Source organism: Curvibacter sp. PAE-UM (genome assembly GCF_001432305.1).
Classification (GTDB): Bacteria; Pseudomonadota; Gammaproteobacteria; order Burkholderiales; family Burkholderiaceae_C; genus Hylemonella.
This window is the reverse complement of record NZ_KQ483358.1, coordinates 3114392-3135216: the sequence shown is the minus strand read 5'-3', so window position 1 is coordinate 3135216 and position 20825 is coordinate 3114392. Positions and strand designations below refer to the sequence as shown.

22 protein-coding genes are annotated in these 20825 nt (G+C 66.5%); 7 read left to right on the top strand and 15 right to left on the bottom strand.

The window, feature by feature from the left end:
* Nucleotides 1–3: 3 nt before the first annotated feature.
* The 3 genes from AO057_RS15015 to AO057_RS15005 are packed head-to-tail and all read left to right on the top strand — an operon-like array spanning nt 4 to nt 3220.
* Complete coding sequence (locus AO057_RS15015; protein WP_057676713.1) at nt 4–1293, top strand: amidase; 1290 nt, start codon at nt 4–6, stop codon at nt 1291–1293.
* Between the two features lie 8 nt (nt 1294–1301).
* On the top strand, nt 1302–2594 hold the full coding sequence (locus AO057_RS15010) for a M20 family metallo-hydrolase (protein WP_205630042.1): 1293 nt from the start codon (nt 1302–1304) through the stop codon (nt 2592–2594).
* A 14-nt stretch (nt 2595–2608) separates the two neighbouring features.
* Nucleotides 2609–3220 (top strand): helix-turn-helix domain-containing protein, encoded by a 612-nt coding sequence (locus AO057_RS15005; RefSeq protein WP_082605579.1) that lies wholly within the window; start codon nt 2609–2611, stop codon nt 3218–3220.
* Nucleotides 3221–3266: 46 nt separating this feature from the next.
* Here AO057_RS15005 and AO057_RS15000 read toward each other — a convergent pair whose 3' ends face one another.
* The 11 genes from AO057_RS15000 to AO057_RS14950 form a co-directional block, all read right to left on the bottom strand.
* A complete protein-coding gene (locus AO057_RS15000; RefSeq protein WP_057676711.1) occupies nt 3267–4373 on the bottom strand; it encodes a YeeE/YedE family protein in 1107 nt (368 codons plus the stop codon).
* Between the two features lie 43 nt (nt 4374–4416).
* Nucleotides 4417–5298 (bottom strand): hypothetical protein, encoded by an 882-nt coding sequence (locus tag AO057_RS14995; RefSeq protein WP_205630041.1) that lies wholly within the window; start codon nt 5296–5298, stop codon nt 4417–4419.
* A 114-nt stretch (nt 5299–5412) separates the two neighbouring features.
* The gene (locus AO057_RS14990; protein WP_057676709.1) at nt 5413–5880 is read right to left on the bottom strand and encodes a sulfur carrier protein DsrE2; all 468 of its coding nucleotides are present in this window, start codon (nt 5878–5880) and stop codon (nt 5413–5415) included.
* A gap of 39 nt (nt 5881–5919) precedes the next feature.
* Nucleotides 5920–6147 (bottom strand): sulfurtransferase TusA family protein, encoded by a 228-nt coding sequence (locus AO057_RS14985; RefSeq protein ID WP_057676708.1) that lies wholly within the window; start codon nt 6145–6147, stop codon nt 5920–5922.
* Nucleotides 6148–6376: 229 nt separating this feature from the next.
* The gene (locus AO057_RS14980) at nt 6377–7006 is read right to left on the bottom strand and encodes a Rieske 2Fe-2S domain-containing protein (RefSeq protein ID WP_057676707.1); all 630 of its coding nucleotides are present in this window, start codon (nt 7004–7006) and stop codon (nt 6377–6379) included.
* 183 nt (nt 7007–7189) lie between these two features.
* Complete coding sequence (locus AO057_RS14975; RefSeq protein WP_057676706.1) at nt 7190–8011, bottom strand: universal stress protein; 822 nt, start codon at nt 8009–8011, stop codon at nt 7190–7192.
* A 48-nt stretch (nt 8012–8059) separates the two neighbouring features.
* On the bottom strand, nt 8060–8482 hold the full coding sequence (locus AO057_RS14970; RefSeq protein ID WP_057676705.1) for a hypothetical protein: 423 nt from the start codon (nt 8480–8482) through the stop codon (nt 8060–8062).
* Complete coding sequence (locus tag AO057_RS14965; protein WP_057676704.1) at nt 8473–9426, bottom strand: sulfite exporter TauE/SafE family protein; 954 nt, start codon at nt 9424–9426, stop codon at nt 8473–8475. The genes AO057_RS14970 and AO057_RS14965 overlap by 10 nt, the downstream gene beginning before the upstream one ends.
* Nucleotides 9427–10356, bottom strand: coding sequence for a dimethyl sulfoxide reductase anchor subunit family protein (locus AO057_RS14960; protein WP_057676703.1), 930 nt, complete (start codon nt 10354–10356; stop codon nt 9427–9429).
* A complete protein-coding gene (gene soeB / locus AO057_RS14955; RefSeq protein WP_057676702.1) occupies nt 10353–11081 on the bottom strand; it encodes a sulfite dehydrogenase subunit SoeB in 729 nt (242 codons plus the stop codon). The genes AO057_RS14960 and soeB overlap by 4 nt, the downstream gene beginning before the upstream one ends.
* Entirely contained in the window at nt 11078–13969 is a 2892-nt protein-coding gene (locus AO057_RS14950; protein ID WP_371258283.1) for a molybdopterin oxidoreductase family protein, read from the bottom strand. The genes soeB and AO057_RS14950 overlap by 4 nt, the downstream gene beginning before the upstream one ends.
* A gap of 290 nt (nt 13970–14259) precedes the next feature.
* On the opposite strand from AO057_RS14950, the gene AO057_RS14945 reads away from it, so the two are divergent.
* Both AO057_RS14945 and AO057_RS14940 read left to right on the top strand, forming a co-directional pair.
* Nucleotides 14260–15459: a GAF domain-containing sensor histidine kinase gene (locus AO057_RS14945; protein ID WP_057676700.1), complete on the top strand. Its 1200-nt coding sequence runs from the start codon at nt 14260–14262 to the stop codon at nt 15457–15459.
* Nucleotides 15460–15517: 58 nt separating this feature from the next.
* Entirely contained in the window at nt 15518–16207 is a 690-nt protein-coding gene (locus AO057_RS14940) for a response regulator (RefSeq protein WP_057676699.1), read from the top strand.
* A 396-nt stretch (nt 16208–16603) separates the two neighbouring features.
* On the opposite strand, the gene AO057_RS17890 is transcribed toward AO057_RS14940, so the two are convergent.
* Both AO057_RS17890 and AO057_RS14930 read right to left on the bottom strand, forming a co-directional pair.
* Entirely contained in the window at nt 16604–16930 is a 327-nt protein-coding gene (locus AO057_RS17890; RefSeq protein ID WP_057676698.1) for a hypothetical protein, read from the bottom strand.
* Nucleotides 16931–17209: 279 nt separating this feature from the next.
* Nucleotides 17210–18292, bottom strand: a complete 1083-nt coding sequence (locus tag AO057_RS14930) for an IS110 family RNA-guided transposase (RefSeq protein ID WP_057676697.1) — start codon at nt 18290–18292, stop codon at nt 17210–17212.
* 176 nt (nt 18293–18468) lie between these two features.
* Between AO057_RS14930 and AO057_RS17885 the strand changes: the two genes are divergently transcribed.
* Together AO057_RS17885 and AO057_RS17880 are read left to right on the top strand one after the other, a co-directional pair.
* Nucleotides 18469–18936 carry a hypothetical protein gene (locus AO057_RS17885; protein ID WP_156404570.1) on the top strand — a complete coding sequence of 156 codons (468 nt, stop codon included), beginning with the start codon at nt 18469–18471 and terminating at the stop codon, nt 18934–18936.
* Between the two features lie 89 nt (nt 18937–19025).
* Nucleotides 19026–19529 carry a hypothetical protein gene (locus AO057_RS17880; RefSeq protein ID WP_156404569.1) on the top strand — a complete coding sequence of 168 codons (504 nt, stop codon included), beginning with the start codon at nt 19026–19028 and terminating at the stop codon, nt 19527–19529.
* A 58-nt stretch (nt 19530–19587) separates the two neighbouring features.
* Here the strand turns inward: AO057_RS17880 and cobA are convergent, their stop codons facing one another.
* Entirely contained in the window at nt 19588–20430 is an 843-nt protein-coding gene (gene cobA, locus AO057_RS18365) for a uroporphyrinogen-III C-methyltransferase (RefSeq protein WP_057676696.1), read from the bottom strand.
* Complete coding sequence (locus AO057_RS18360; RefSeq protein WP_240480791.1) at nt 20427–20822, bottom strand: hypothetical protein; 396 nt, start codon at nt 20820–20822, stop codon at nt 20427–20429. Before AO057_RS18360 ends, cobA begins: the two co-directional genes overlap by 4 nt.
* Nucleotides 20823–20825: the final 3 nt, after the last annotated feature.

Genomic DNA, 20825 nt, shown 5'->3' with positions numbered 1-20825 from the left:
GCCATGCGCGACATCACGAGTCTTTCCGTCAAGGAACTGGCGGCTGCGGTATCACGGCGCGAACTCACGGCCGAGGCGGTGACCCGCGCCTATACCGAGCGCATCGCGGCCCTGGAGCCGCAGGTGCAGGCCTGGCAGCATGTCGATGCCGAGCGGGCCCTGGACCAGGCGCGCGCACTGGACCGCGGGGGTGCCAGCGGGCCGCTGCAGGGTGTGCCGGTGGGCGTCAAGGACCTGATGGACACGGCCGACCTGCCCACCACCTACGGTTCACCCATTTATGCCCGGCACCAGCCACAGCTGGACGCAGCCTGCGTGGCGAGCTGCCGCGAGGCGGGCGCCGTCATCCTGGGCAAGACCGTCACCACCGAGTTCGCCACCTTCCAGCCCGGCCCCACGCGCAACCCGCGCGCGCCCCTCGACGCCCCGCACACGCCGGGCGGCTCGTCCAGCGGCTCGGCGGCGGCGGTGGCCGCCGGCATGGTGCCGCTGGCCTTCGGCACGCAGACGGCCGGCTCCATCGTTCGGCCGGCGTCCTACTGCGGCGTGGTGGGCTACAAGCCCACCCACGGCACCCTGCCGCTGGCGGGCGTGAAACCCCTTTCGCCCAGCCTGGACACCATCGGCGTGCTGGCACGCTCGGTGGAGGATGCCGCCTTCTTCATCGGCGTGCTGGCGCGCACCGAGTTTTCGCTGGTCCGTCCGGCCGCTTTGCGCGTCGGCCTGTGCCAGACGCCGCACTGGGATCGCGCCTCGGGTGATGCGCGCCAGGCCCTGGCGGACGCGGCGCGCCGGCTGGAGCAAGGTGGTGCGCGTGTGACCGACCTGACCTGGCCGGCTGCGTGGGACGGCCTGACCCAGGCGCAGATCGACATCATGGGCCATGAGGCGCTGGCCGCCTTCGCACCCGAGCGCCGGCAACACGCCACGCTGTTCAGTGCCGCGTTCACCGACTTCCTGGCCGCGGCCCGCCGCCTGGAGGGCGCGCGTGTCGCCGCGGCCTACGCGCTGGCAGACCAGGCGCGCTGCGCGCTGGCCTCTGTGTTTGCAGACGTCGACGTGCTGCTGGCCCCGAGCGCCGAGGGCGAGGCGCCGGCCGGCCTGGGCGCCACCGGCAACCCCCTCTTCAACCGCCTGTGGACCCTGCTGGGCGTGCCCTGCGTGCATGTGCCGACCGGCGTGGGTGCCCGGGGCCTTCCCGTGGGCGTGACCGTGATCGGCCCGCGCTGGGGCGATGCCCAGACCCTGGCCGCAGCGCAACTTCTGCAGCACAGCCTGCAGACCAGATCGTGAGGATGACCATGCAGACCGATGAACTGGCACGCAGCCGTGCCGCCGCCGACCGGGTGCTCCAGCAGGTGGACAGCGAGCGCCTGCGCACGGCCATTGCCGAGTTGGCCCGTTATGGCGGGCGCGACGATGGCGGGGTGGCGCGCGAGACGCTGACCGAGATCGACCTGCAGGCGCGCCGCTACCTCATCGAGCGCGCCCGCGCCCTGGGCTGCAGCGTTGCGATCGACGACTGCGCCAACCTGTTTTTCCGCCGCCCGGGCCGCAGCGATCTGCCCCCGGTGCTGACCGGCAGCCATGTGGACACGCAGCCGGTGGGCGGCAAGCTTGACGGCGCCTATGGCGTGGTGGCCGGTCTCGAAGTGCTGCAGGCGCTGCAGGATGCCGGCATACAGACCGAGCGCCCTGTCGAGGTGGTCGTGTGGACCAACGAGGAAGGCAGCCGCTTCGGGCCGGGCTGCATGGGCTCCAGCGCCTATGTGGATCCAGCCAAGCTGGCCGGTTACCGGGCTGTGCGCGATGGCAGCCAGCATAGTTTCGGCGAGGCGGTGGACCGTGCCCTGCAGGCCATGCCCGATGTGCCGCGCCGCGCCATGCAGCAGCCGCTGGCCGGCTTTATCGAACTGCACATCGAGCAGGGCCCGGTGCTTGAGACGGCGGGCGTGCCGCTGGGGGTGGTCACGGGCATCCAGAGCGTGCGCTGGTTCCGCGTCAAGGTGAGCGGGGTGGCGGCGCACGCCGGCACCACGCCCATGGACATCCGCACCGATGCGATGGCCGCCTGCATCCAGATGGCGCACCGGCTGTATGCCGAGGCCGCGCGCCGCCAGGCCAGCGGGCTGCGCCTGACCCTGGGGCGCTGGGTCGTGGGGCCCAATTCCATCAACACCATTCCGGGCGAGGTCGAGTTCACCATCGACATGCGCTGTGTCGACGAGGGCGCACTGGCCGAGTTCGATGCGGTCATGCGCGACATCCTGCAGCACCACGCCGGGCGCACCCGCGTGGTGCTGGAGGCCATCTTCGAACGCAAGCCCACGCACTTCCCGACCGCGATGACCGCGCTGGTCGAGGAGGCCTGCGCGCGCACCTGCCAGCTGGCGGCCAAGCCGGCGCCCCTGGCCCTGACCTCGGGTGCCTTTCACGATGCCATGTACCTCGCCGACCATTGCCCGACCGCGATGCTCTTCGTCCCCAGCGAGGCGGGCATCAGCCACAACGCGTCGGAGCAGACCGCCCACGCCGATCTGGTCCTGGGGGCGCAGGCACTGGCCTACGCCGTGACCCGGATGGCCGGCGCCTGAGCCCGCCGTCTGCCATGGTGAAAGCTGTCGCGAAGTCCCGCCAGCCGGCTGCCGACGCGGTGGAGGAGGGCGCCGCCAAATCCTCTTCCTGGCTCGGGGTGCGAATTCGGCATGCGCGCCGCGTGGTGCACCTGACCCTGACCCAGGTGGCGGCCAAGGCCGGGTGTTCGGAAAGCCTGATCTCCAAGATCGAGAACGGCCAGGCCACGCCCTCGCTGGCCATGTTGCACCGCATCGCGGTGGCGCTGGACACCAACATCGCTGCACTGACCACCGAGGAGGCACCGCTGGATGGCCCGGTCCTGCCGCAGGGCAAGCGCCCGGTCATGCAGACCGGCGGCGGCATTGCGCTGGAGCGACTCGTTCTGGCCAAGCGCGGCGGGCTGTTGCAGGCCAATATCCACATCGTCGAGCCTGGGGTCGAAACCGACGGCCAGATCGTCCATGCCGGCGAAGAGGTTGGGTACGTGCTGCAAGGCACGATCGAACTGCTGCTCGGCGATGAGCGGCACATCATTCATGCCGGGGATGCCTTTACATTCTCGAGCCAGATTCCCCACGGTTACCGCAACACGGGCAGCACCGTAGCCCGCATCCTCTGGGTCAATACGCCGGCTACGTTTTGAGAGGCCATTTCGAGGAGATACCCGGCTTCTTGGGCGGCGCGCGGTCTCAGTCCCGGTTTTGCCACTTCAGCGTGGCGACCGAGCCGGCGATGATGCCGCCCAGCGCCAGCAGCGAGCCCAGCGCCAGGGTCGAGATGCCGGTGAGGCCCTGGCCGACGGTGCAGCCCATGGCGGTGACGCCGCCAAAACCCATGAGGGTGGCGCCGATGATCTGGTTGCGCAGGTCGGCGATGGAGGCGAAACCTTCCAGCCGGAAGGTCTTGCTGTACAGGGCCCAGGCCAGCGAGCCCAGCACCACGCCCAGCGCGGTGGCGATGCCGAAGGTCACGCGCAGGGACTTGTCGGTCCACAGCATCATGAGTTCCAGCGAGTAGGCGGTGGGCGCCACGAAGCTGAACGATTCGATCGTGCGGGTGTTGGTGCCGAAGTAGGTCATCTCCAGCGTGTCGGGGTTTTCGCCGAAGCCGATGTGGCCGCTCAGGTACCAGCCCAGCACGATGATTGCGCCCAGCACCACGGCGCCGAGCACCTGGGCCAGGTTGCCGCGGAAGCGCTTGTCCTTGAAGATGAAACCCAGCAGCGCCAGCGTGACGACGCCGGCGACGACGAGCAGCGCGGTTTTGGCCGGCAGGCCGGAGGCGCCGGCCAGCAGGTCGGACAGGCTCTGGGTCTTGAAGCCGAAGCGGCTCAGGTCGATGGACACCGGGTCCAGGACGCTGGCGCGCCATTGGGCGAACAGGCCCTTGAGCGCCATGTAGGCCGAGATGGCCAGGAAGGTCAGCACCACGAAGGAGCGGATGCTGCCACCGCCCACACGCAGCAGGTTCTTGTTGGCGCAGCCGCCGGCCAGGGTCATGCCCACGCCGAACAGCGCGCCACCCACCAGCAGGGACAGCCAGGACAGGGTCGGGCGCTGGTAGACGCTCTTGGCCACGTCGATCTGGCCGAAGTACTGCAGCAGGCTGGTGCCGGCAATGGCCACGGTTATGGCCAGCAGCCACATGCGCATGCGGCCCCAGTGCTCCATGTTGACGACGTCGGAGATCGCGCCCATGGTGCAGAAGTTGGTCTTGCTGGCGACGAAGCCGAAGACCAGGGCCAGGGCAAAGCCGCCCCAGACGACCCAGGCGGCCAGGTTGACGGTGTTTTCCATTCGATAGTCTCCGTGGTGATGTTGTTGTCGGTACGCGAGTCGTTCAGGGCTTGGTCGCCACCTTGCTCATGGTGTCGTGGATCGCGTGCGGTGCATTGAAGATGCCCATGAACTGGCCCATGCCGAGCTCGGGCCAGGCCAGGGCGATGCGAAAGCGCGCGTAGAGGGCGTAGACCGTGTTGTCGACGATGAAGATCTCGTAGGGCAGGGCGGCCACGTGGGCGCTGCCCTCGATCTTGTTGACCCACCAGCCCTCGCCGCTCTCGGTGTCGTTCATGGCCACGCCGAAGACGGCGACCTTGCGCTCGGGCATCACCACCTCGTAGACCCGGGCCGTATGGGCCGTGCCCTTGGCCAGATTGGCGCGCACGCTGGCCAGGGCCTCGTCGAAACTGGCGTGCTGGACCAGCTCGCTGTTGGAGTCGAAGCGCTCCATGCCGAACATGTAGCGGTAGCTGGCCAGGTCGTCGGCCTCGACGTTGCCGCCGAAGGGCGCGCCTTCGCCCAGCGCCTGCGCCAGCCGGGCCTGCGCCGCTTTGACGGCCGCTTCCACCTGGCCGTATTTCTTGCGTACGAAGGCGCGGTGCCAGTACTCGGGGTTCATGTAGGAGACGGTACCGTCGGCCTGCACGCCCACGCGCAAGGCGGCGGCGCTGATGGCCGAGCCGCCCACCTTGCCGATGGCATCCAGGATGCCGGCGTCGGTGATGACGATGGTGGCACTGCCGGGAAGGCCCTTGGGGCTGTGCCGGCCGATGACCGTGAAGCCGGCGGCCTGCAGTTTTTGTTCGACTGCGGCGACCTGGGCCGACAGTTCGGCCGCGGGCAGCTTGGCACCGCGCACATAAGGCGCCAGGGCCATGCAGGCCGGGGCGGCCATCAGGAGGACGAGACACAGGAAAAAACGCTTCATGAGAGGTTTCATGACGATCCCTTGTTCAGTACGACCACGAGAGCACGGAGCTGACCGGCCGCGTACCGGTGGCGGCGTGCCGCCCGAGAGCGGCCGGTGCCCGCGGGCAGGCCGGCCTTGGCAGCTTCAGATGAAGAGGCAGACGTCGGATTCGCCGGCGAACTTCATGAAGGTCGCAGCGCCGCCGTACTCGATGTTGTCGATGAAGTCGCTCTTCTTGAACTCGAAGAGGTCCACCGTCATCTGGCAGGCGACGAACTTGACGTCGGCCTCCAGGCAGAGGTCGCGCAGCTCTTCCAGCGAGGCCACGCCCTTGGACTTCATCTTCTGCTTCATCATCATGGTGGCCATGGATTCCATGCCCGGCAGCATCTGCACCATGACGGGCATGGGGATGGGCATGGGCATCGCGGGGTTGCCCAGCGGGCTGATCTTGACGTCGCTCAGGTCCTTGCGCAGCAGCTGCAGGCCGTAGAAGGTGAAGAAGATCTGCACGTCCCAGCCCAGCGCCGCGGCGGTGGAGCCCAGGATGAAGGGCGGGTAGGCCATGTCCAGCGTGCCCTTGGTGGCGATCAGCGCCATTTTCTTAGCCATAGTCTCGTCTCCTCTTTATGTTATGTCTCGGTCCGGTGCTCAGGCCTTCTTGAGGAAAAAGACGTACTTGCCGCCTTCCTCCCCCTGCTCCAGCAGGGCATTGCCGGTCTGCTCGGCAAAGGCTGCCATGTCGCAGACGGAACCGGGGTCGGTGGCCATGACCTTGAGGACGGTGCCGGAAGTCATGTCGGCCAGTGCTTTTTTGGTCTTGACGATGGGCAGCGGGCAGGCCAGGCCGGAAGCGTCGTATTCCTTGTCGAAGTTCATCCTTGTCTCCATTCGCTGCCGTTGCAGCATCGTTTGTCGGGTACCGCTGGCATGCCACTCCCGCAGGAAGGCTGCCTGTAACCATTCTTGGGTGTGCCCCCTGCGGCGTCTATTACCGCAACGGGTGGGGGGGTGTAATCCATGTGGGTAATAGGGTTAGCATGGCCCGGCCGCCAGGGCATGAAAAAGCCCGCATGCGCGGGCTGTTCGGGGACGGCGGCGCCACCGGTCACCAGCGGGCCATGAGGCGGCCCTTGAGCACCTTGGACTCGATGCGGGTGAGCGGGGTGTTGCCCTTCTTGATGCAGTCGCCGCTCTTCACGTCGAAGGCCCATTCGTGTTTGGGGCAGGTCAGGGTGCTGCCCTTGAGCGCCAGATGGGGGATGTCGGTGCTCTGGTGCGGGCAGCGGCTGTCGTAGACCTGGTAGGTCTTTTTTTCGCGGTAGATGAAGAGGCCACGGCCCTCGCACGTCAGGCGCGCCACCTCGCCATCGGGCACGTCGGCAGCGGCCATGACATCGCGCCACTTCGGCGGCTCGCCGCGCAGGGCTTCGGGCTCGAAGCCCGGGATGTTCATGGCCAGGATGATGTCGGTGGCCCAGACGATCTTGGCCAGGCCCAGGGCGGGGAAGGCCATCAGCAGCGCGTCCAGCACCTCCATCGGGGAGCAGCCCTCGCGCAGCGCACGGCTGAGGTACTGGCGAAAGCCGCGCTCGGTCTGCGCGTGCACCTTGGTGATGACGGAGATCAGGTTGCGCGTCTTGGGGTCCAGGTGCTTGCCGGTTTCCTTGAGGAACTTGAAGTAGTGGCCCATGGCCTCGGGCCGGGCCTGGACCAGGTAGTTCAACGCGTCGCTCATCTCTGCCTTCTCCTTGTTGACTGGTACTGCGACCCGGAAGTAGAGGAACAAAATGAAAGTGATGGATTCGTGCGCAGGGCAAGGCGCAAACCACAGCCATAGTCCTTGCTATGGCGAGGATTTGCAACGCCGCCATGTGTGCGAAGACGCGCTTTCATGTTCCGATATTTCCGGGTCGCAGTACTAGGGAGTATGCGCCACCAGCACCGGGTGTTCGGACAGGCCGATCACCTTCTGCGCCACGCCGCCGATCACGGCGCGCGCCAGCGGCACCTCGCCGCGGCTGCCGATGACGATCAGGTCGGCCCCGTTGTCGCGGCCGGCCTGCAGGATCTGCTCGTAGGGCTTGCCGGCCAGCACCTGGCCCTGGGCCGTGAGGCCACGCTGCTGCAGCCCTTGCACGCTGTCATTCACGAAAGCACGGGCTTCGGCCTGGCGCGACGGTTCGGCCACGCAGACCACGGTGACCGGCAACTGGCATTCGACCGCGACGGCCCCCGCCAGGTCGACCAGCCGCTGGCCCTGGGCGCCGGGCTCGGCGGCCACCAGCACGCGCTGGCGCCACATGGCGGCGCCGCGCGGCACGATCAGCACGCTGCAGGGGGCGTGCGCCACCACGCGCGACACCATCTCGCCCAGCAGCAGGTTGGCCAGGAAGCCGCGCTTGCCGCGGCGGCGGATCACGATCAGGTCGCTGCCGCGCGCGCGCGCCTCGTCGACGATCTCTTCGTGCGGCTCGGGGCCGCGGCGCGCCTGCATGGCCAGCGAGACGCCCTGGGCCTGGGCCAGCTCGTGCAGTTCGGCGATGCGCGCGGCGGCCTGCTGGTCGGCGCGCGTGGCCAGCGCGGGTGCCGCGGCTTCGAACTCGGGGTTGCTGACGATGGGCAGCACGCCGGCCAGGGGCAGCTGGCAGCGGCGCGCCAGGGCCATGGCCAGGGCTTCGGCGCCACTGTCGAATTCGCTGTGCTCGGTGGCCAGCAGCAGGTGTTGGAAGACGGTGGCCATGCGGTGTGCGTCCTGTGCAGGTCTGGGTTCGGCGGGTCGCGGCGTGCCTCAGTGCCCGGCGCTCAGCAGGCCGGAGGCGGCCAGCAGCAGCACGACAGCCTCCAGTCCGCAGATGACAGCATAGATGATGCCATTGCGCTGCTTCAGGAACAATGGGATCAAGGCCAGCAGGGGCGGCAGCGAGCAGCCCGCGAGCACGGCAATGCCGATCATGTTGATGCGGTCGCCATGCCGGATCAGGGCCATCCAGTCAAAAACTTCCGGTGTGCGGGTGACCTCGTGGTAGGTGTCCACCGGCAGGCCCCACAGGCTGGGCAGGCGCTCCAGCGGCACGTGGGGTGTGAGCCAGCCTGTCACGTAGGCGGTGAAGCTCAGCACCAGCAGCACCAGCCCGACACGTGTGCCCCACCCGAGCAACAAGGCATAACGCTGGGCGTCGGCCAGCTGCGGCAAGGGTTCTTTCACACCCATAACCCGGTCCCTTTCATGAATGCGCGAAGGCCGGCAAACAGCAGCAGGGCGATCACCAGCCTGCGGATGACCGAGCCCGGCAGCACGTTGAGCAGGCGTGCGCCGATGCGCGCGCCCAGCATCATGCCGACGATGGACGGTACCGCAATCATCGGCAGCACGGCGCCACGGTTCATGTAGACCCAGGCCGCCGCCGAATCGACCAGCGAGAGCACCAGGCCCGAGGTGCCGGCCGAGACCTTGAGCGGCACGCCCATGAGCAGGTTGAGTGCCGGCACATTGGCCCAGCCCGCGCCGATGCCGAACATGCCGGCCATGATGCCGATCAGCAGGAACAGAAACAGCCCCATCGGCGTGCGATGCACCTGCCAGTCGAACGAGCGGCCCGATGCGCCGTCGATGAAAACGCCATGGATGCCGAGGACCGAGGACAGCCGGTCCGGCTGCGTCACGACCGGAAATTCCGACTTCCTGACCGATAGCATCAGCGCCACGATGCCCAGCACGATCACGCCCAGCGCGATCTGGATGACGTTGGACGGCAGCGCCAGGCCGAGCATGGCGCCGGCGATGGAACTGATCGAGGCCAGCAGCGCCAGCGGCAGGGCCAGGCGCAGATTGGCCAGGCCGCCGCGCAGCAGCATGGGCCCGGCGGCCAGCGCGCTGGCCAGCGCCACCAGCAGGCCGGCGCCGCGCACGAAGTCCAGGTGAAAGGGGAAGAAGCCGCCCACGATGGGCACGACCGCCCCCCCCCCGCCGATGCCGGCGGGCACCGCGACGATGCCGATCAGGAAGCAGGTGACGAACAGCGCCAGCGGCCAGAACCACCAGGGCATGGTGGAGACAGCCTGAAGCGTCTCGGCCGCGTGGGCCGGCAGCACCATGAGCAGGAAGAGCAGCGCCGGCAGCTGCCGGCGCAAGAGGCTGTGGGGACGGGCGGACATTCAGGCGACGGTCTGGTAGTACAGGTTCTGCGGGTGGTTGGCCTGCGCGAAGAAGTACCAGCGTTCGGCCAGCAGGCCGAGGTACTGCAGTGCGAAGGCTGCGGCCAGATAGGGCAGCGAGTCGCCCTTGAGCCCGGCCACGAGGAACAGCAAGGGCGCCGGGAACACCAGCAGCAGGAAGCTCCACTTCACGCTGCGCAGCATGGCGGCGGTCTTGCCATGGAAGAACTCACGGGTGTTGAAGGAGCCGCCCATGAAACCCTGCGATTTCTGGACGATGCGCGGGTGCTTGATGCCGATGGCGGTCTGCAGGGTGGAGACGGGGCGCAGGCGCGCATTGCGCAGCAGCGAGGCGCCACGGCTGATGAAGCCGGCCAGTGTGAACACGGTGGCGCCCAGCGCGTAGGCCGCGGCCAGTTCGGGGGCCAGCACACCGGCCAGCAGCGTGGCCAGGGTGAAACCCGAGGCCAGGCCCAGCAGCGTGTAGTTGGCCACGGTCAGCGGGCTGGCCCATTCCTGCAGGAAGCGGATCGAGGCGTAGATCATGGCCGTGCAGACATACAGCGCCAGGCCGATCAGGGCCGTGGCCAGACCGACCAGCGCGGCCGGGCCCTGGCCGAGGTAGTGGCTCAGGCCGTGCAGGAAGACGCCGCCCATGAAGGCCGGCAGGATGATGACTTCGCGCGAGAGCCAGGAGGTGCGCCACATGGTGGCGGTGCGCCAGGCGCGCTCGGGCCGGCCCAGGTGGAAGAAGGAAGCCAGCAGGCCCAGGCCGCAGAAGCCCAGCACCACGATGTCGCCGGCGACGAGGTAGGCGCGCAACTCCGGCGCGGGCGGCAGCAACATTTCGGTGGCGAACAGGGCCAGGAACAGGCCCTGGCCGGCACCGATGAGGGTGGTGAGGAAGATGACCGAAAAAGCTGGTTTCATGTCGAATGGTCCTCGCGGCCGGGCGTGCGATGGGCGTGTTCGGGCTGCTGCCCGTCGATCTTGAGCGGGTTGTCCACGCGCTCCAGGTCCTCGGAGTAGATCTTCATCTCGGTCTTGCGCCGCGGCAGGTAGTGGTTGGCCGGGTTCGTGCCCCACTCCGGCATGAGCTGGTAGCCGGCGCGCTCCTGGATGGCGACCGAGACCTCGGACGCGGGGTCGTGGATGTCGCCGAACAGGCGTGCATTGGACGGGCAGGCGATCACGCAGGAGGGCTTGCGCTGTGGCTCGGGGATGGCCTGGTCATAGATGCGGTCCACGCACAGCGTGCACTTGGTCATCACCTTGCGCTCCTCGTCGAACTCGCGCGCGCCGTAGGGGCAGGCCCAGGAGCAGTACTTGCAGCCGATGCACTTGTCGTAGTCCACCAGCACGATGCCGTCGCTCTCGCGCTTGTAGCTCGCGCCCGTGGGACAGACCGGCACGCAGGGCGGGTCTTCGCAGTGCAGGCAGCTCTTGGGGAAGTGCACCGTCTGCGTGTTGGGGAACTCGCCGACCTCGAAGGTCTGCACGCGGTTGAAGAAGGTGCCGTTGGGCTCGGACGCGTAGGGGTTCAGGTCGGCCAGCGCGCCGGCCGTGCCGGAGGTGTTCCACTGCTTGCAGCTGGTCACGCAGGCGTGGCAGCCGACGCAGACGTTGAGGTCGATGACCAGGGCGAGCTGTGTCATTTCCACTCTCCCGTTCCGGCAAAGTAGGACTGGGTATCCGGTGTGGCGCCGGTGCCCGGTGCGGCCGGCACCGCGTCGAAGCGCGGCCAGCTTTCTTCCGCTTCACCCGGCTCGGCCTTGCGGATGCGCACGCGCACGTCGTACCAGCCGGCCTGGCCGGTGATGGGGTCGGAGTTGGAGACCGTGCTGCCCGCCTTGGGGCCGGGCAGCTCTTCGCTGATCAGGTGGTTGAGCAGGAAACCCTGGCGCGACTCGTTGGCGTCCGGCGCCAGGCGCCAGGCACCCGGGGCCTTGCCGATGGCGTTCCAGGTCCAGACCGTGCCGGGCTCCACCGCTTCGGAGTAACGGCACAGGCAGCGCACCTTGCCCCATTGCGATTCGACCCACATCCAGCCGCCGTCCTCGATCTGCTGCGCCCGCGCGGTGACCGGGTTCACGAACAGGAAGTTGTAGGTGTGGATCTGGCGCAGCCAGGCGTTCTGCGAATCCCAGGCGTGGTACATGGCCATGGGGCGCTGCGTGATCGCGTTGAGCGGGAAGGCGGCGGTGTCGGTGGCCTGCGACTCGAGCGGCGTGTAGTAGAAGGGCAGCGGGTCGAAGTAGGTCTCGACGCGCTTGCGCAGGTGGTCCGGCGGCTGCTTGCCGGGGCGCTTGCCTTGCGCCGCGCGGCGGAAGCCCTGCAGGAACTCGGAGTAGATGTGGATCACGATGGGGTCGGCGTCACGGCGCAGGCCCATGGACTGCGCCCACTGCATGTAGTCGCGGTTCCAGTTGCGCATGTACTGGATGTTGGCCGGCATCTCGTAGTGGAAGACGCAGTTGTTCTGCGCGTACATCTCCCACTGGCGCGGGTTGGGTTCGCCGCGCATGGATTTCTCGCCGCCCTTGCCGCGCCAGCCGGCCAGGAAGCCGATGCCCGAGCCGGGCGCCGTTTCGTAGTTGACGATGAAGTCCGGGTAGTCGCGGAACTTGCGCCCGCCCTCGGGCGTGGTGAAGGCCGGGAACTTGAGGCGGCTGGCCAGTTCCACCAGCACTTCCTGGAAGGGTTTGCACTCGCCCTTCGGGGACACCACCGGGATGCGCACCGAATCCACCGGGCCGTCGAACTCGGAGATCGGGCGGTCCAGGAAGGACATCACGTCGTGCCGCTCCAGGTAGGTGGTGTCGGGCAGCACCAGGTCGGCGAAGGCCGTCATCTCGGACTGGAAGGCGTCGCAGACCACGAGGAAGGGGATCTTGTACTCCCCGTCCTCGCGCTTGTCGTTGAGCATCTTGCGCACTTCGCTGGTGTTCATGGTGGAGTTCCACGCCATGTTCGCCATGAAGATCAGCAGGGTGTCGATGGGGTAGGGGTCGCCGCGCCAGGCATTGGTGATGGCGTTGTGCATCAGCCCGTGGGCCGACAGCGGGTGCTCCCAGGAGAAGCCCTTGTCCAGGCGCACCGGCTCGCCCTTGTCGTCCACGAAGAGGTCGTCCGGGCTCTCGGGCCAGCCCAGCGGCGCGCCGTCCAGCGGCGTGTTGGGTTTGACGGCCTGCGGGCCCTTCGGTGGCCGCGCATTGGGCGGCACGGCGCGCGGGTAGGGCGCCTTGTGGCGGAAGCCGCCGGGGCGGTCGATGGTGCCCAGCAGGCTCATCAGGATGGCCAGCGCGCGGATGGTCTGGAAGCCGTTGCTGTGCGCGGCCAGGCCGCGCATGGCGTGGAAGGACACCGGGTTGCCCTTGACCGATTCGTGTTTCTTGCCCCAGCTGTCGGTCCAGGCGATGGGCAGCTCGATCTTCTGGTCACGCGCGGTGATGCCCATCTCGTGCGCCATGCGGCGGATGGTCTCGGCCGGCACGCCGGTGATGCCGGCGGCCCATTCGGCGGTGTAGGGCTTGACGCGGTCGGCCAGCAGCTGGAAGGCCGGCACGGCGGGCGTGCCGTCGGGCATGGCGAACTGGCCCAGCAGGGCCGGATCGGCGCCTTCGGCGTGGTCGGCCACGGGCTTGCTGGTGTGGCGGTCCCACCACCAGAAGTTGGCCGGGCGCAGCGGGTTGACCTTGTCGCCGTCTTCCTTGCGCAGGAACATGCCGAACTCGTCGCCTTTCGCGTCCTGGTTCACCAGCTGGCCGGCGTTGGTGTAGCGCGCCAGGAACTCGCGGTCGTACAGGCCCAGGGCAATCAGTTCATGGATCAGCGCCAGCAGCATCGCGCCGTCGGTGCCGGGCTTGATGGGCACCCACTCGTCGGCAATGGCCGAGTAGCCGGTGCGCACCGGGTTGACCGAGATGAAGCGCCCACCGTTGCGCTTGAACTTCGAGAGCGCCGTCTTCATCGGGTTGGAGTGGTGGTCCTCCGCGGTGCCGAACATGATGAAGAGTTTGGAGCGGTCCAGGTCCGGGCCGCCGAACTCCCAGAAGGAGCCGCCGATGGTGTAGATCATGCCCGCGGCCATGTTGACCGAGCAGAAGCCGCCGTGCGCCGCGTAGTTGGGCGTGCCGAACTGGCGCGCGAACAGGCCGGTGAGGGCCTGCATCTGGTCGCGCCCGGTGAAGAGGGCGAACTTCTTGGGGTCGGTGGCGCGCAGGTGGCGCAGGCGTTCTTCCAGCGTGCTGAAGGCTTCTTCCCAGGAGATTTCCTCGAACTCGCCGGCACCGCGCTCCGACCCGGCCTTGCGCCTGAGCGGCTTGGTCAGGCGCGCCGGGGAGTACTGCTTCATGATGCCCGAGGAGCCCTTGGCGCAGATCGCGCCTTTGTTCAGGGGGTGGTCGGGGTTGCCTTCGATGTAACGCACCTCGCCGTTGCGCAGGTGCACCTTGATGCCGCAGCGGCAGGCGCACATATAGCAAGTGGTGTTGCGGGTTTCGGTGGTGGCCCCGGCCAGCGGGGGGGCTAACGGGTCGTGCAGGGGGATGGATGCCATCCCCGGATTACCTCAAGTCCGGGGTTAAACGTCTATTACCGACACGGGTAATTGACACCTCACCCAAATGGGTTATGGGGTATGCCCGGGGGTGAAACGGCGAAACGGCCCCGGCAAGTCAGGGAAAACCTGAGGTCCAAAGGCAGCAATAGCCCTTCCCCCCGGGGGTATTCGTAAATATACTGATTGCTGAATATATAACCATATACCGTGCTCCAGCATGGTGCAGAGAGAGACCTGATGAAAACGAGCAGCCGTCCGGCCGGGAGGGCGCCATGCTGAGGCTTGCGCCTCAGGCGGGCGGCCTGTCCGTGGATCTCACCGCGGTCGATGCGCCGCCGGTGGCCAGTCTGCTGGCGGAGATCACTTCCGGACTGAGCAAGGGCCGGGAACTGGAAACCCTGCTGGGGCAGTTCCTGGGACCGATCGTGCGCCTGGCCGGTGCCCAGGCCGGTGTGGTGCGCATCCTCTCCGAAGACGGTGAGCACATGCGCATGGTGGGCGACGTGGGCCTGCCGCCCGAGGTGCGCATCGCCGAACTCCTGGTGGACCGGCATTGCGGCACCTGCGGCGTGGCCGCCGACAGCGATGCCCCGGCCTGGACGGCCGACATGAGCTCCTGCGCCCGTCATCACCCGTCGGAGGCACGCTTCTACCGGGACTGCCAGCGCATGCTGGCCGTGCCGCTGCGGCATCGCGGCCGCCTGCTGGGCCTGTACAACCTGTTCTTCTGCAGCGAGGCCGAGCTCGGCGCCGACGTGCAGACCGTGCTGCGTTCCATCGGCGAGCTGCTCGGCCTGGCCTTGCACAACGCCCGGCTGGAGCGCGAGACCCTGGCCAGCACCGTGATGACCGAGCGCAAGTTCCTGGCCAGCGAGGTGCACGACAGCATCGCCCAGAGCCTGGCTTTCGTGAACATGCGCCTGCCCCTGTTGCAGGACGCCATGCAGGCGCACGACGACCGCCTCTCGGAGAAATATTTTGCCGACGTCGAGCAGGCCATGGGTAGCATCCAGTGCAACCTGCGCGAGATCCTGACCAACTTCCGCGTCACCATGGACCCGCAGGGCCTGTTGCACGCGGTGCAGGTCCTGGCCGCCGAATTCCGCCAGCGCGCGGGCATCCCGCTGCAGGTGCAGCACGAAGCGCCCGACCTCGGTCTCACGAGCGAGCAGGAAGTGCAGGTTTTCCACATCATTCAGGAGGCGCTGGCCAACGTCGGCCGCCACGCCCAGGCAAAACAGGCCTGGCTGACGCTGAGCCATCGCGGCAGCCATCTCGATGTGCGTGTCGAGGATGACGGCCGCGGCGTGGCCGCCCTGCAGGCCGACGGCCGTGCGCATTTCGGGCTGGACATCATGAACGAGCGCGCCCAGCGCCTGGGCGGCGTGGTGGAGATCGGCCCGCGCGAGGGCGGCGGTACCCGGGTGCGCCTGACGGTGCCGTTCCCGACGGCGCACGTGGGGAGCGCATGAACGCCGCACGGCCGTCCGAAGGCGCTTGGACCGCAGTGCCCGGCGTGGAGGCTGCGTCGTGACCCAAGTGGTGCGCCTGGTGCTGGTGGATGACCATGCCGTGCTGCGCAGCGGCCTGGCCGACCTGCTGCGCGGCCGTGGCGGCATGGACGTGCTGGGCGACACCGGCAAGCCGGACGAGGCCGTGGCCCTGGTGCGCCAGCACCAGCCCGACCTGGTGCTGCTGGATCTGAGACTGGGGCCCATCGACGGCCTGAGCGTGCTGCGCACGCTGCGCGCCGAAGGCATCGAGACCCCGGTGGTCATCCTCACCATGTGCACCGCCGAGGAAGACCTGGCCGGCGCGCTGCGCGCCGGCGTGCGTGGTTACCTGCTCAAGGACATGGAGCCCGACGACGTGATCGAATCCATCCAGCGCGCCGCCCGCGGCGAGCTGGTGGTGGCCCCCAGCATGGCCCTCAAGCTGGCGCAGATGTGGCAGCAGGGCCAGAAGGGCTCGGTCAAGCGCGACCTGGTGGACAGCCTGACCGAGCGCGAGCGCGAGGTGCTGGAGCACGTGGCCCGCGGCAAAAGCAACAAGGTCATCGCCCAGGCCCTGGAGATCAGCCACAACACCGTGAAGCTGCACGTGCGCCACATCATGGCCAAGCTCGATCTCGGTTCACGGGTGGAGGCGGCGGTGTTTGCGTTCGAGCACCGCACGTCGGGCGAGGGCGGCACGGCGGCGGGCGGCGAGACGCGCAAGTAAGCCGCTCTGCACACAGCGCGTCCCTGTCGCCGCTCCCGGGCGCGGCGCCGACCCTCTTGGCGACTTGTCTGTTTCCCGTTTGGCAAAGAGACGCAAAACCGTCCCTCGCTTCCGGACCTGCAGGGTTTGCCGGTTTTGTTCATGCTGCACATAACCAACAGATCACCGGAAAGCCCATGAAAATCAACAGCTTGCGCGGGCAGTGCAGACCTTGTTCATAAGCAGCGGACTTTGTTCATCCGACAGGTTTGCGGGGTTTCGTGGTTTTGTTCATGGCTATTCCGATGGGGCAAAACGGGTGGAAAACCGATATATTTCAGGCACTTAAATCAATAAACGGGAGGAACCATGAACTTTGTTATGCCGACAGATTTGCGGCCTATATCAAGTTAGAGCTCAATGGCCGACGCTCAGCTGATCGTACAACTGCCTTTCGTGCGAGCCAGTGACTACGACCGCCTCGTCGCAGTCGAAGAAAGTCTGGTTCTGGCCTTCGCTCAACGGAACCCATTCGCTGCGGTCGATGGGCACGACGCGGGTCAAGGCCGATTCAACATCTTCATAAAGCCATTGGGTACCTGGCAGCCGGTGCTTGATCGCGTTGAGGCAGTCCTTAAGCTCCGAGGTGTATTGAAGGAGGCGCTCCTCGTGAAGCGCCTTAAGTCCGAGCGGTACGTTGTCGTCTGGCCGAAGGACCACACCGGTGCGTTCGAGCTCTAACATGGCATATATGGACTCCCCCTCAAGTGCAAGAAACTGACCGATTGGGGACCGACGGGTAAAGCGCCTGCAGTCGTATATCCGGCATCTGTTGTGGGATCTGTGTAGTCCCGTGCCGACATGGAATCTGCGTCACCGGTGCGCCAATCAATACAAGCGGCTGCATGAGAGCCGGAAGAGTTATCGGCGTCTGACGGTGTGGGAGGAACCCGGTTGGCCATGATGGTCGATCAATCTCGTCGCAAAGGCAGACAGGGGAACTTCAACTCTCTCGTGTGTGGATCAAGCCGGCATCACAAAGGCTTGGCGGTTCATCTTCTTGCTGAGCCGGCTGTTTTCATCGAATGCCGACTTGTCACGCAGCGTGGCATAGCAGATGCGCGCCAGCTTGTTGGCCAGCGCGCAAGCAGCCTTGTTGTGATTGGTTCGGCCCTGTACCTCCAGCGCCCAGCGGCGTACCCCGCACACCTCCTTGCCCGCGCCCTCGGCCATCTTGGCCGCGCGCAACACGCTCCTGGCGCCGTGCGTGAGCAGCATGCGCAAGTAGCGATCCCCCTTCTTGGAGATACGCCCCAGGTAACGACTGTTGCCCGAGCTGAACTCCCTGGGCGTCAGGCCGAACCAGCTGGCGAAGTGCCGCGCATCCTGGAAGTGGCTCACATCGCCCGAAGTCGCCGCCACCAGCGCAGTAGCCGTCAAGAGGCCGATGCCAGGAATGGAGAGCAGCGTGGTGCAGGCCGGGCTCAGTCGGGCCGCTGCTGCCAGCTCCCGCTCCACCTGGGCGATGCGCGCCTCCAGCAGACGAATCTCCTCCACCAGCAGCCTGGCCGAACCCCGGATCAGCTCGGGCACAGCGGTATTGGGGTCGGCCAGCACCCGGCTGATGGCTTCGACCCCGGTGCGAGCCCCCACGGGGATGGCGATGCCGAATTCACGCAAGAAGCCGCGCAGGGCGTTGATGCGTGAAGTGCGTGTGCCCATCCAGAGGGAACGGATACGGTGCAGGCCCTGCAGGGCCTGCTGTTCGACCGACTTGACGCGTACCGGACGGATATCGGCGGCGCGGGCCGCCTCCAGCAGGGCGGCAGCGTCGGTGGCATCGGTCTTGTTGCGCCGCACATAGGCGCGGGTGTACTGGGCCGGCAGCAGGCGCACCTCGATGCCCAGGGAATTGAGCCAGCGTGCCCAATGGTGGGCCGAGCCGCAGGATTCCATGACGACCAGGCCGACCGAACGGTTCACGAACCAGCGTTCGAACTGGGTGCGCGTGAGGCGCTGGGTCTCGGTGATGCGCCAGTGTTCGTCCGCTACAACGAGTTGAAAGACGGACTTTGCAAGATCAACGGCAACGGTAGTAGCATGCATGTCGGACTCCTTTCGTTTGAAGACCTGATCCCCACGCCAATGAAGACCAGTGCGCAACTCTCGCGCAAACAAACGGGGGAGTCCATCCCATCATTCGACACGGACGTACAAGCTCGTCTGCTCCCTTCGGTCGCGCCTTGCCCGTGCGCCGGTCAAGTCCAACGTTAGGCATCAATATGCGCTTACTTAGCCTCGGCATCGCCGTACTCTTGGCAACATTTCTTCCTTGGTCGATCGTCGGATGGTCGCCTGGCAAGGCATTCGCAACAGCCATCAGTGCGCCGCCAGTCTTCAGCATCAATAGTTGGGTCCATTTCGCAGTAAATGTCGGAATCGGCTTCGTAATCGCAATCGCCACCTTGCGCGTACTACGCGTTGGCGATCATGCGGCATTAATAACTCAGGGTCCGAAATGGATAAAACGCGGGTTGTACTTGTTGCTCGTCTACATCCTTCTCACGCCTGTCGTCATACTGTCCAGCTCCAGCTATCGCCTTGACCGTCCACCTGAATGGTACGGCTTCCTCTTGCTTGTGCCAGTGGTCGTTATCGCTGTGGGCGTAACACAAGGCTTGTTTTTTGAGTGGAGAGCAGCTCTTGTAAAGGGCTGTTCAAATGTAGAAAAGAATGACCAAAATGCCTAACATTTCGCTCGGCGCGGACACGCAGCCGCAGAATGCCGCTTCGCGGCGCTGGCTGCATGCCGGGCAGCTTTGACGTTAGAGGTCAATTCATGCGTTTCTTGGGTTCGTTGGTTTTGTCTCTGGTCTTGGCGAGTGCACCGGCATTTGCTGGGTCACTTCGTCTCTCCGCCGAGCCTGGAAAGTTCAATGCGAAGACCCTTGCGGCTCCCACAGGCGACGTTTCCTTTCGCGGTACGGCGAGATTGCTAGCCTTCAACAGTTCGCCTCAGTGGCCTGCTGCCTCGTATATCGGTATTCATCAAGGTACAGATCGCAACGACAGCGTTCAAGTACTGGCCATCCGCAACAGGCCAACGGATGACTATCTTGTGATTGGCTACCGCCTGGTTGTTGGCGGTAAAGAAGTAAAGGTTGAATCGTTGGTCAATGTGCCAGTGGACTCCTCTATGCGGATCGATATCCGCTTCAAGAATGGCATTGCCAGTATTAAAGTTAACGACAGAGAAACTGTAGAGGTCCGTACTCCCTTTAAACAGGTGGCGCCATATGTTTCGGTGTCTTCGGGTGAAGCGGAGTTTTCAATTGACTTCTAACAATTTAGTCAAGCGCGGATCGCCTGCGGCGTCCGCTTACCGCAGACGTTGAAGCGACTCAGTTCGCCGCCGCCGGATTGATCGGCAACTGCACCGGCACGTTGTGCGAGAGCTTGCTGGTGTCACCCGTGGCCGGGTCGAACCAGTGCAGGGTGCCGTGCAGCTTGACCACGTCGCCCACGATCAGCAGGCTGGGTGAAGTGAAGTTGCTCGCGGCCACCTTGGCCGGCAGGTCGGCCAGGGTGCCGGTGAGCACCTGCTGCGTGGCCAGGGTGCCGTGCTGCACGGCGGCGATCGGGCGCGATGCCGGAGCGCCATGCGCCATGAGCTGGCGGCAGATGTCGGGCAGGGCGTTGAGGCCCATGTAGATCACCACAGTCTGCTTCGGGCGCACCAGGGCGGCCCAGTCGAGGTCGGCGACGCTGCCTTCTTTCAGGTGGCCGGTGACGAACATGGCCACCTGGGCGTGGTCGCGGTGCGTGAGCGGGATGCCGGCGTAGCTGGCCACGCCGCAGGCTGCGGTGATGCCGGGCACGACCTCGAAGTCCACGCCGTGGGCGGCCAGTTCCTGCATTTCCTCGCCGCCGCGGCCGAAGACGAAGGGGTCGCCGCCCTTGAGGCGCACCACCTGCTTGCCTTCGCGGGCCAGCTGCACCAGCAGGGCGTTGATCTGCTCCTGGCGCATGGTGTGTTCGTTGCGGCGCTTGCCGGCGTAGATGCGCTGCGCGTCGGCGCGGGCAAAGTCCAGCACGCCGCTGGAGACCAGGTGGTCATAGACGATGGCGTCGGCGCGCTCCAGCAGGCGCACGGCCTTGAGCGTCAGCAACTCGGGGTCGCCGGGGCCGGCGCCCACCAGATAGACCCGGCCGCGCGCGGCGCCGGTGATGTGTTTGGTTTTCAATGGGCACCTCCCTTGCTGCCGCAACCGCCCCCCGTGCCGCAGCCGCCGCTGCCACAACCGCCTCCGCCCCCGGTGCCGCAGCCGCCAGCGCTGCTGCCTGCCGTCTCCGCCTCCTGCTGGACGAAGATGAAGTTGTACTGGCCGGGTTCGAGTTCGACGAAGTCGAGGGTCGTGTCCTCCAGCAGCGCCACATGGTGCGGGGCGATGACGATGTGCACGTCCTGGATCTGCAGGCGCGTGTCGCCGTCGCCGACGTCGTCGAAGCCCATGCCGTAGCCGATGGAGCCGTCGGCCTCGCGCCGGGCGGCCACGCGCAGCACCGCGGCCTGGGCGCCGCTGTCCTGGGCGGCTTGTGTGATCTGTTGCGCTGCGGCGCTGGTCAGTGTGAACATGGT

What these genes read in the sequence shown, in the direction of transcription:
- AO057_RS14960 (WP_057676703.1), bottom strand. Translation starts at nt 10,356, where the DNA reads ATGAAACCAGCTTTTTCGGTCATCTTCCTCACCACCCTCATCGGTGCC.
- AO057_RS18360 (WP_240480791.1), bottom strand. Translation starts at nt 20,822, where the DNA reads ATGTTCACACTGACCAGCGCCGCAGCGCAACAGATCACACAAGCCGCC.
- AO057_RS14985 (WP_057676708.1), bottom strand. Translation starts at nt 6,147, where the DNA reads ATGAACTTCGACAAGGAATACGACGCTTCCGGCCTGGCCTGCCCGCTG.
- AO057_RS14930 (WP_057676697.1), bottom strand. Translation starts at nt 18,292, where the DNA reads ATGCATGCTACTACCGTTGCCGTTGATCTTGCAAAGTCCGTCTTTCAA.
- AO057_RS15010 (WP_205630042.1), top strand. Translation starts at nt 1,302, where the DNA reads ATGCAGACCGATGAACTGGCACGCAGCCGTGCCGCCGCCGACCGGGTG.
- AO057_RS17885 (WP_156404570.1), top strand. Translation starts at nt 18,469, where the DNA reads ATGCGCTTACTTAGCCTCGGCATCGCCGTACTCTTGGCAACATTTCTT.
- AO057_RS14970 (WP_057676705.1), bottom strand. Translation starts at nt 8,482, where the DNA reads ATGGGTGTGAAAGAACCCTTGCCGCAGCTGGCCGACGCCCAGCGTTAT.
- AO057_RS15005 (WP_082605579.1), top strand. Translation starts at nt 2,609, where the DNA reads ATGGTGAAAGCTGTCGCGAAGTCCCGCCAGCCGGCTGCCGACGCGGTG.
- AO057_RS17890 (WP_057676698.1), bottom strand. Translation starts at nt 16,930, where the DNA reads ATGTTAGAGCTCGAACGCACCGGTGTGGTCCTTCGGCCAGACGACAAC.
- soeB (WP_057676702.1), bottom strand. Translation starts at nt 11,081, where the DNA reads ATGACACAGCTCGCCCTGGTCATCGACCTCAACGTCTGCGTCGGCTGC.
- AO057_RS14995 (WP_205630041.1), bottom strand. Translation starts at nt 5,298, where the DNA reads ATGAAACCTCTCATGAAGCGTTTTTTCCTGTGTCTCGTCCTCCTGATG.
- AO057_RS14975 (WP_057676706.1), bottom strand. Translation starts at nt 8,011, where the DNA reads ATGGCCACCGTCTTCCAACACCTGCTGCTGGCCACCGAGCACAGCGAA.
- AO057_RS17880 (WP_156404569.1), top strand. Translation starts at nt 19,026, where the DNA reads ATGCGTTTCTTGGGTTCGTTGGTTTTGTCTCTGGTCTTGGCGAGTGCA.
- AO057_RS14980 (WP_057676707.1), bottom strand. Translation starts at nt 7,006, where the DNA reads ATGAGCGACGCGTTGAACTACCTGGTCCAGGCCCGGCCCGAGGCCATG.
- AO057_RS14990 (WP_057676709.1), bottom strand. Translation starts at nt 5,880, where the DNA reads ATGGCTAAGAAAATGGCGCTGATCGCCACCAAGGGCACGCTGGACATG.
- AO057_RS14945 (WP_057676700.1), top strand. Translation starts at nt 14,260, where the DNA reads ATGCTGAGGCTTGCGCCTCAGGCGGGCGGCCTGTCCGTGGATCTCACC.
- AO057_RS15015 (WP_057676713.1), top strand. Translation starts at nt 4, where the DNA reads ATGCGCGACATCACGAGTCTTTCCGTCAAGGAACTGGCGGCTGCGGTA.
- AO057_RS14965 (WP_057676704.1), bottom strand. Translation starts at nt 9,426, where the DNA reads ATGTCCGCCCGTCCCCACAGCCTCTTGCGCCGGCAGCTGCCGGCGCTG.
- AO057_RS15000 (WP_057676711.1), bottom strand. Translation starts at nt 4,373, where the DNA reads ATGGAAAACACCGTCAACCTGGCCGCCTGGGTCGTCTGGGGCGGCTTT.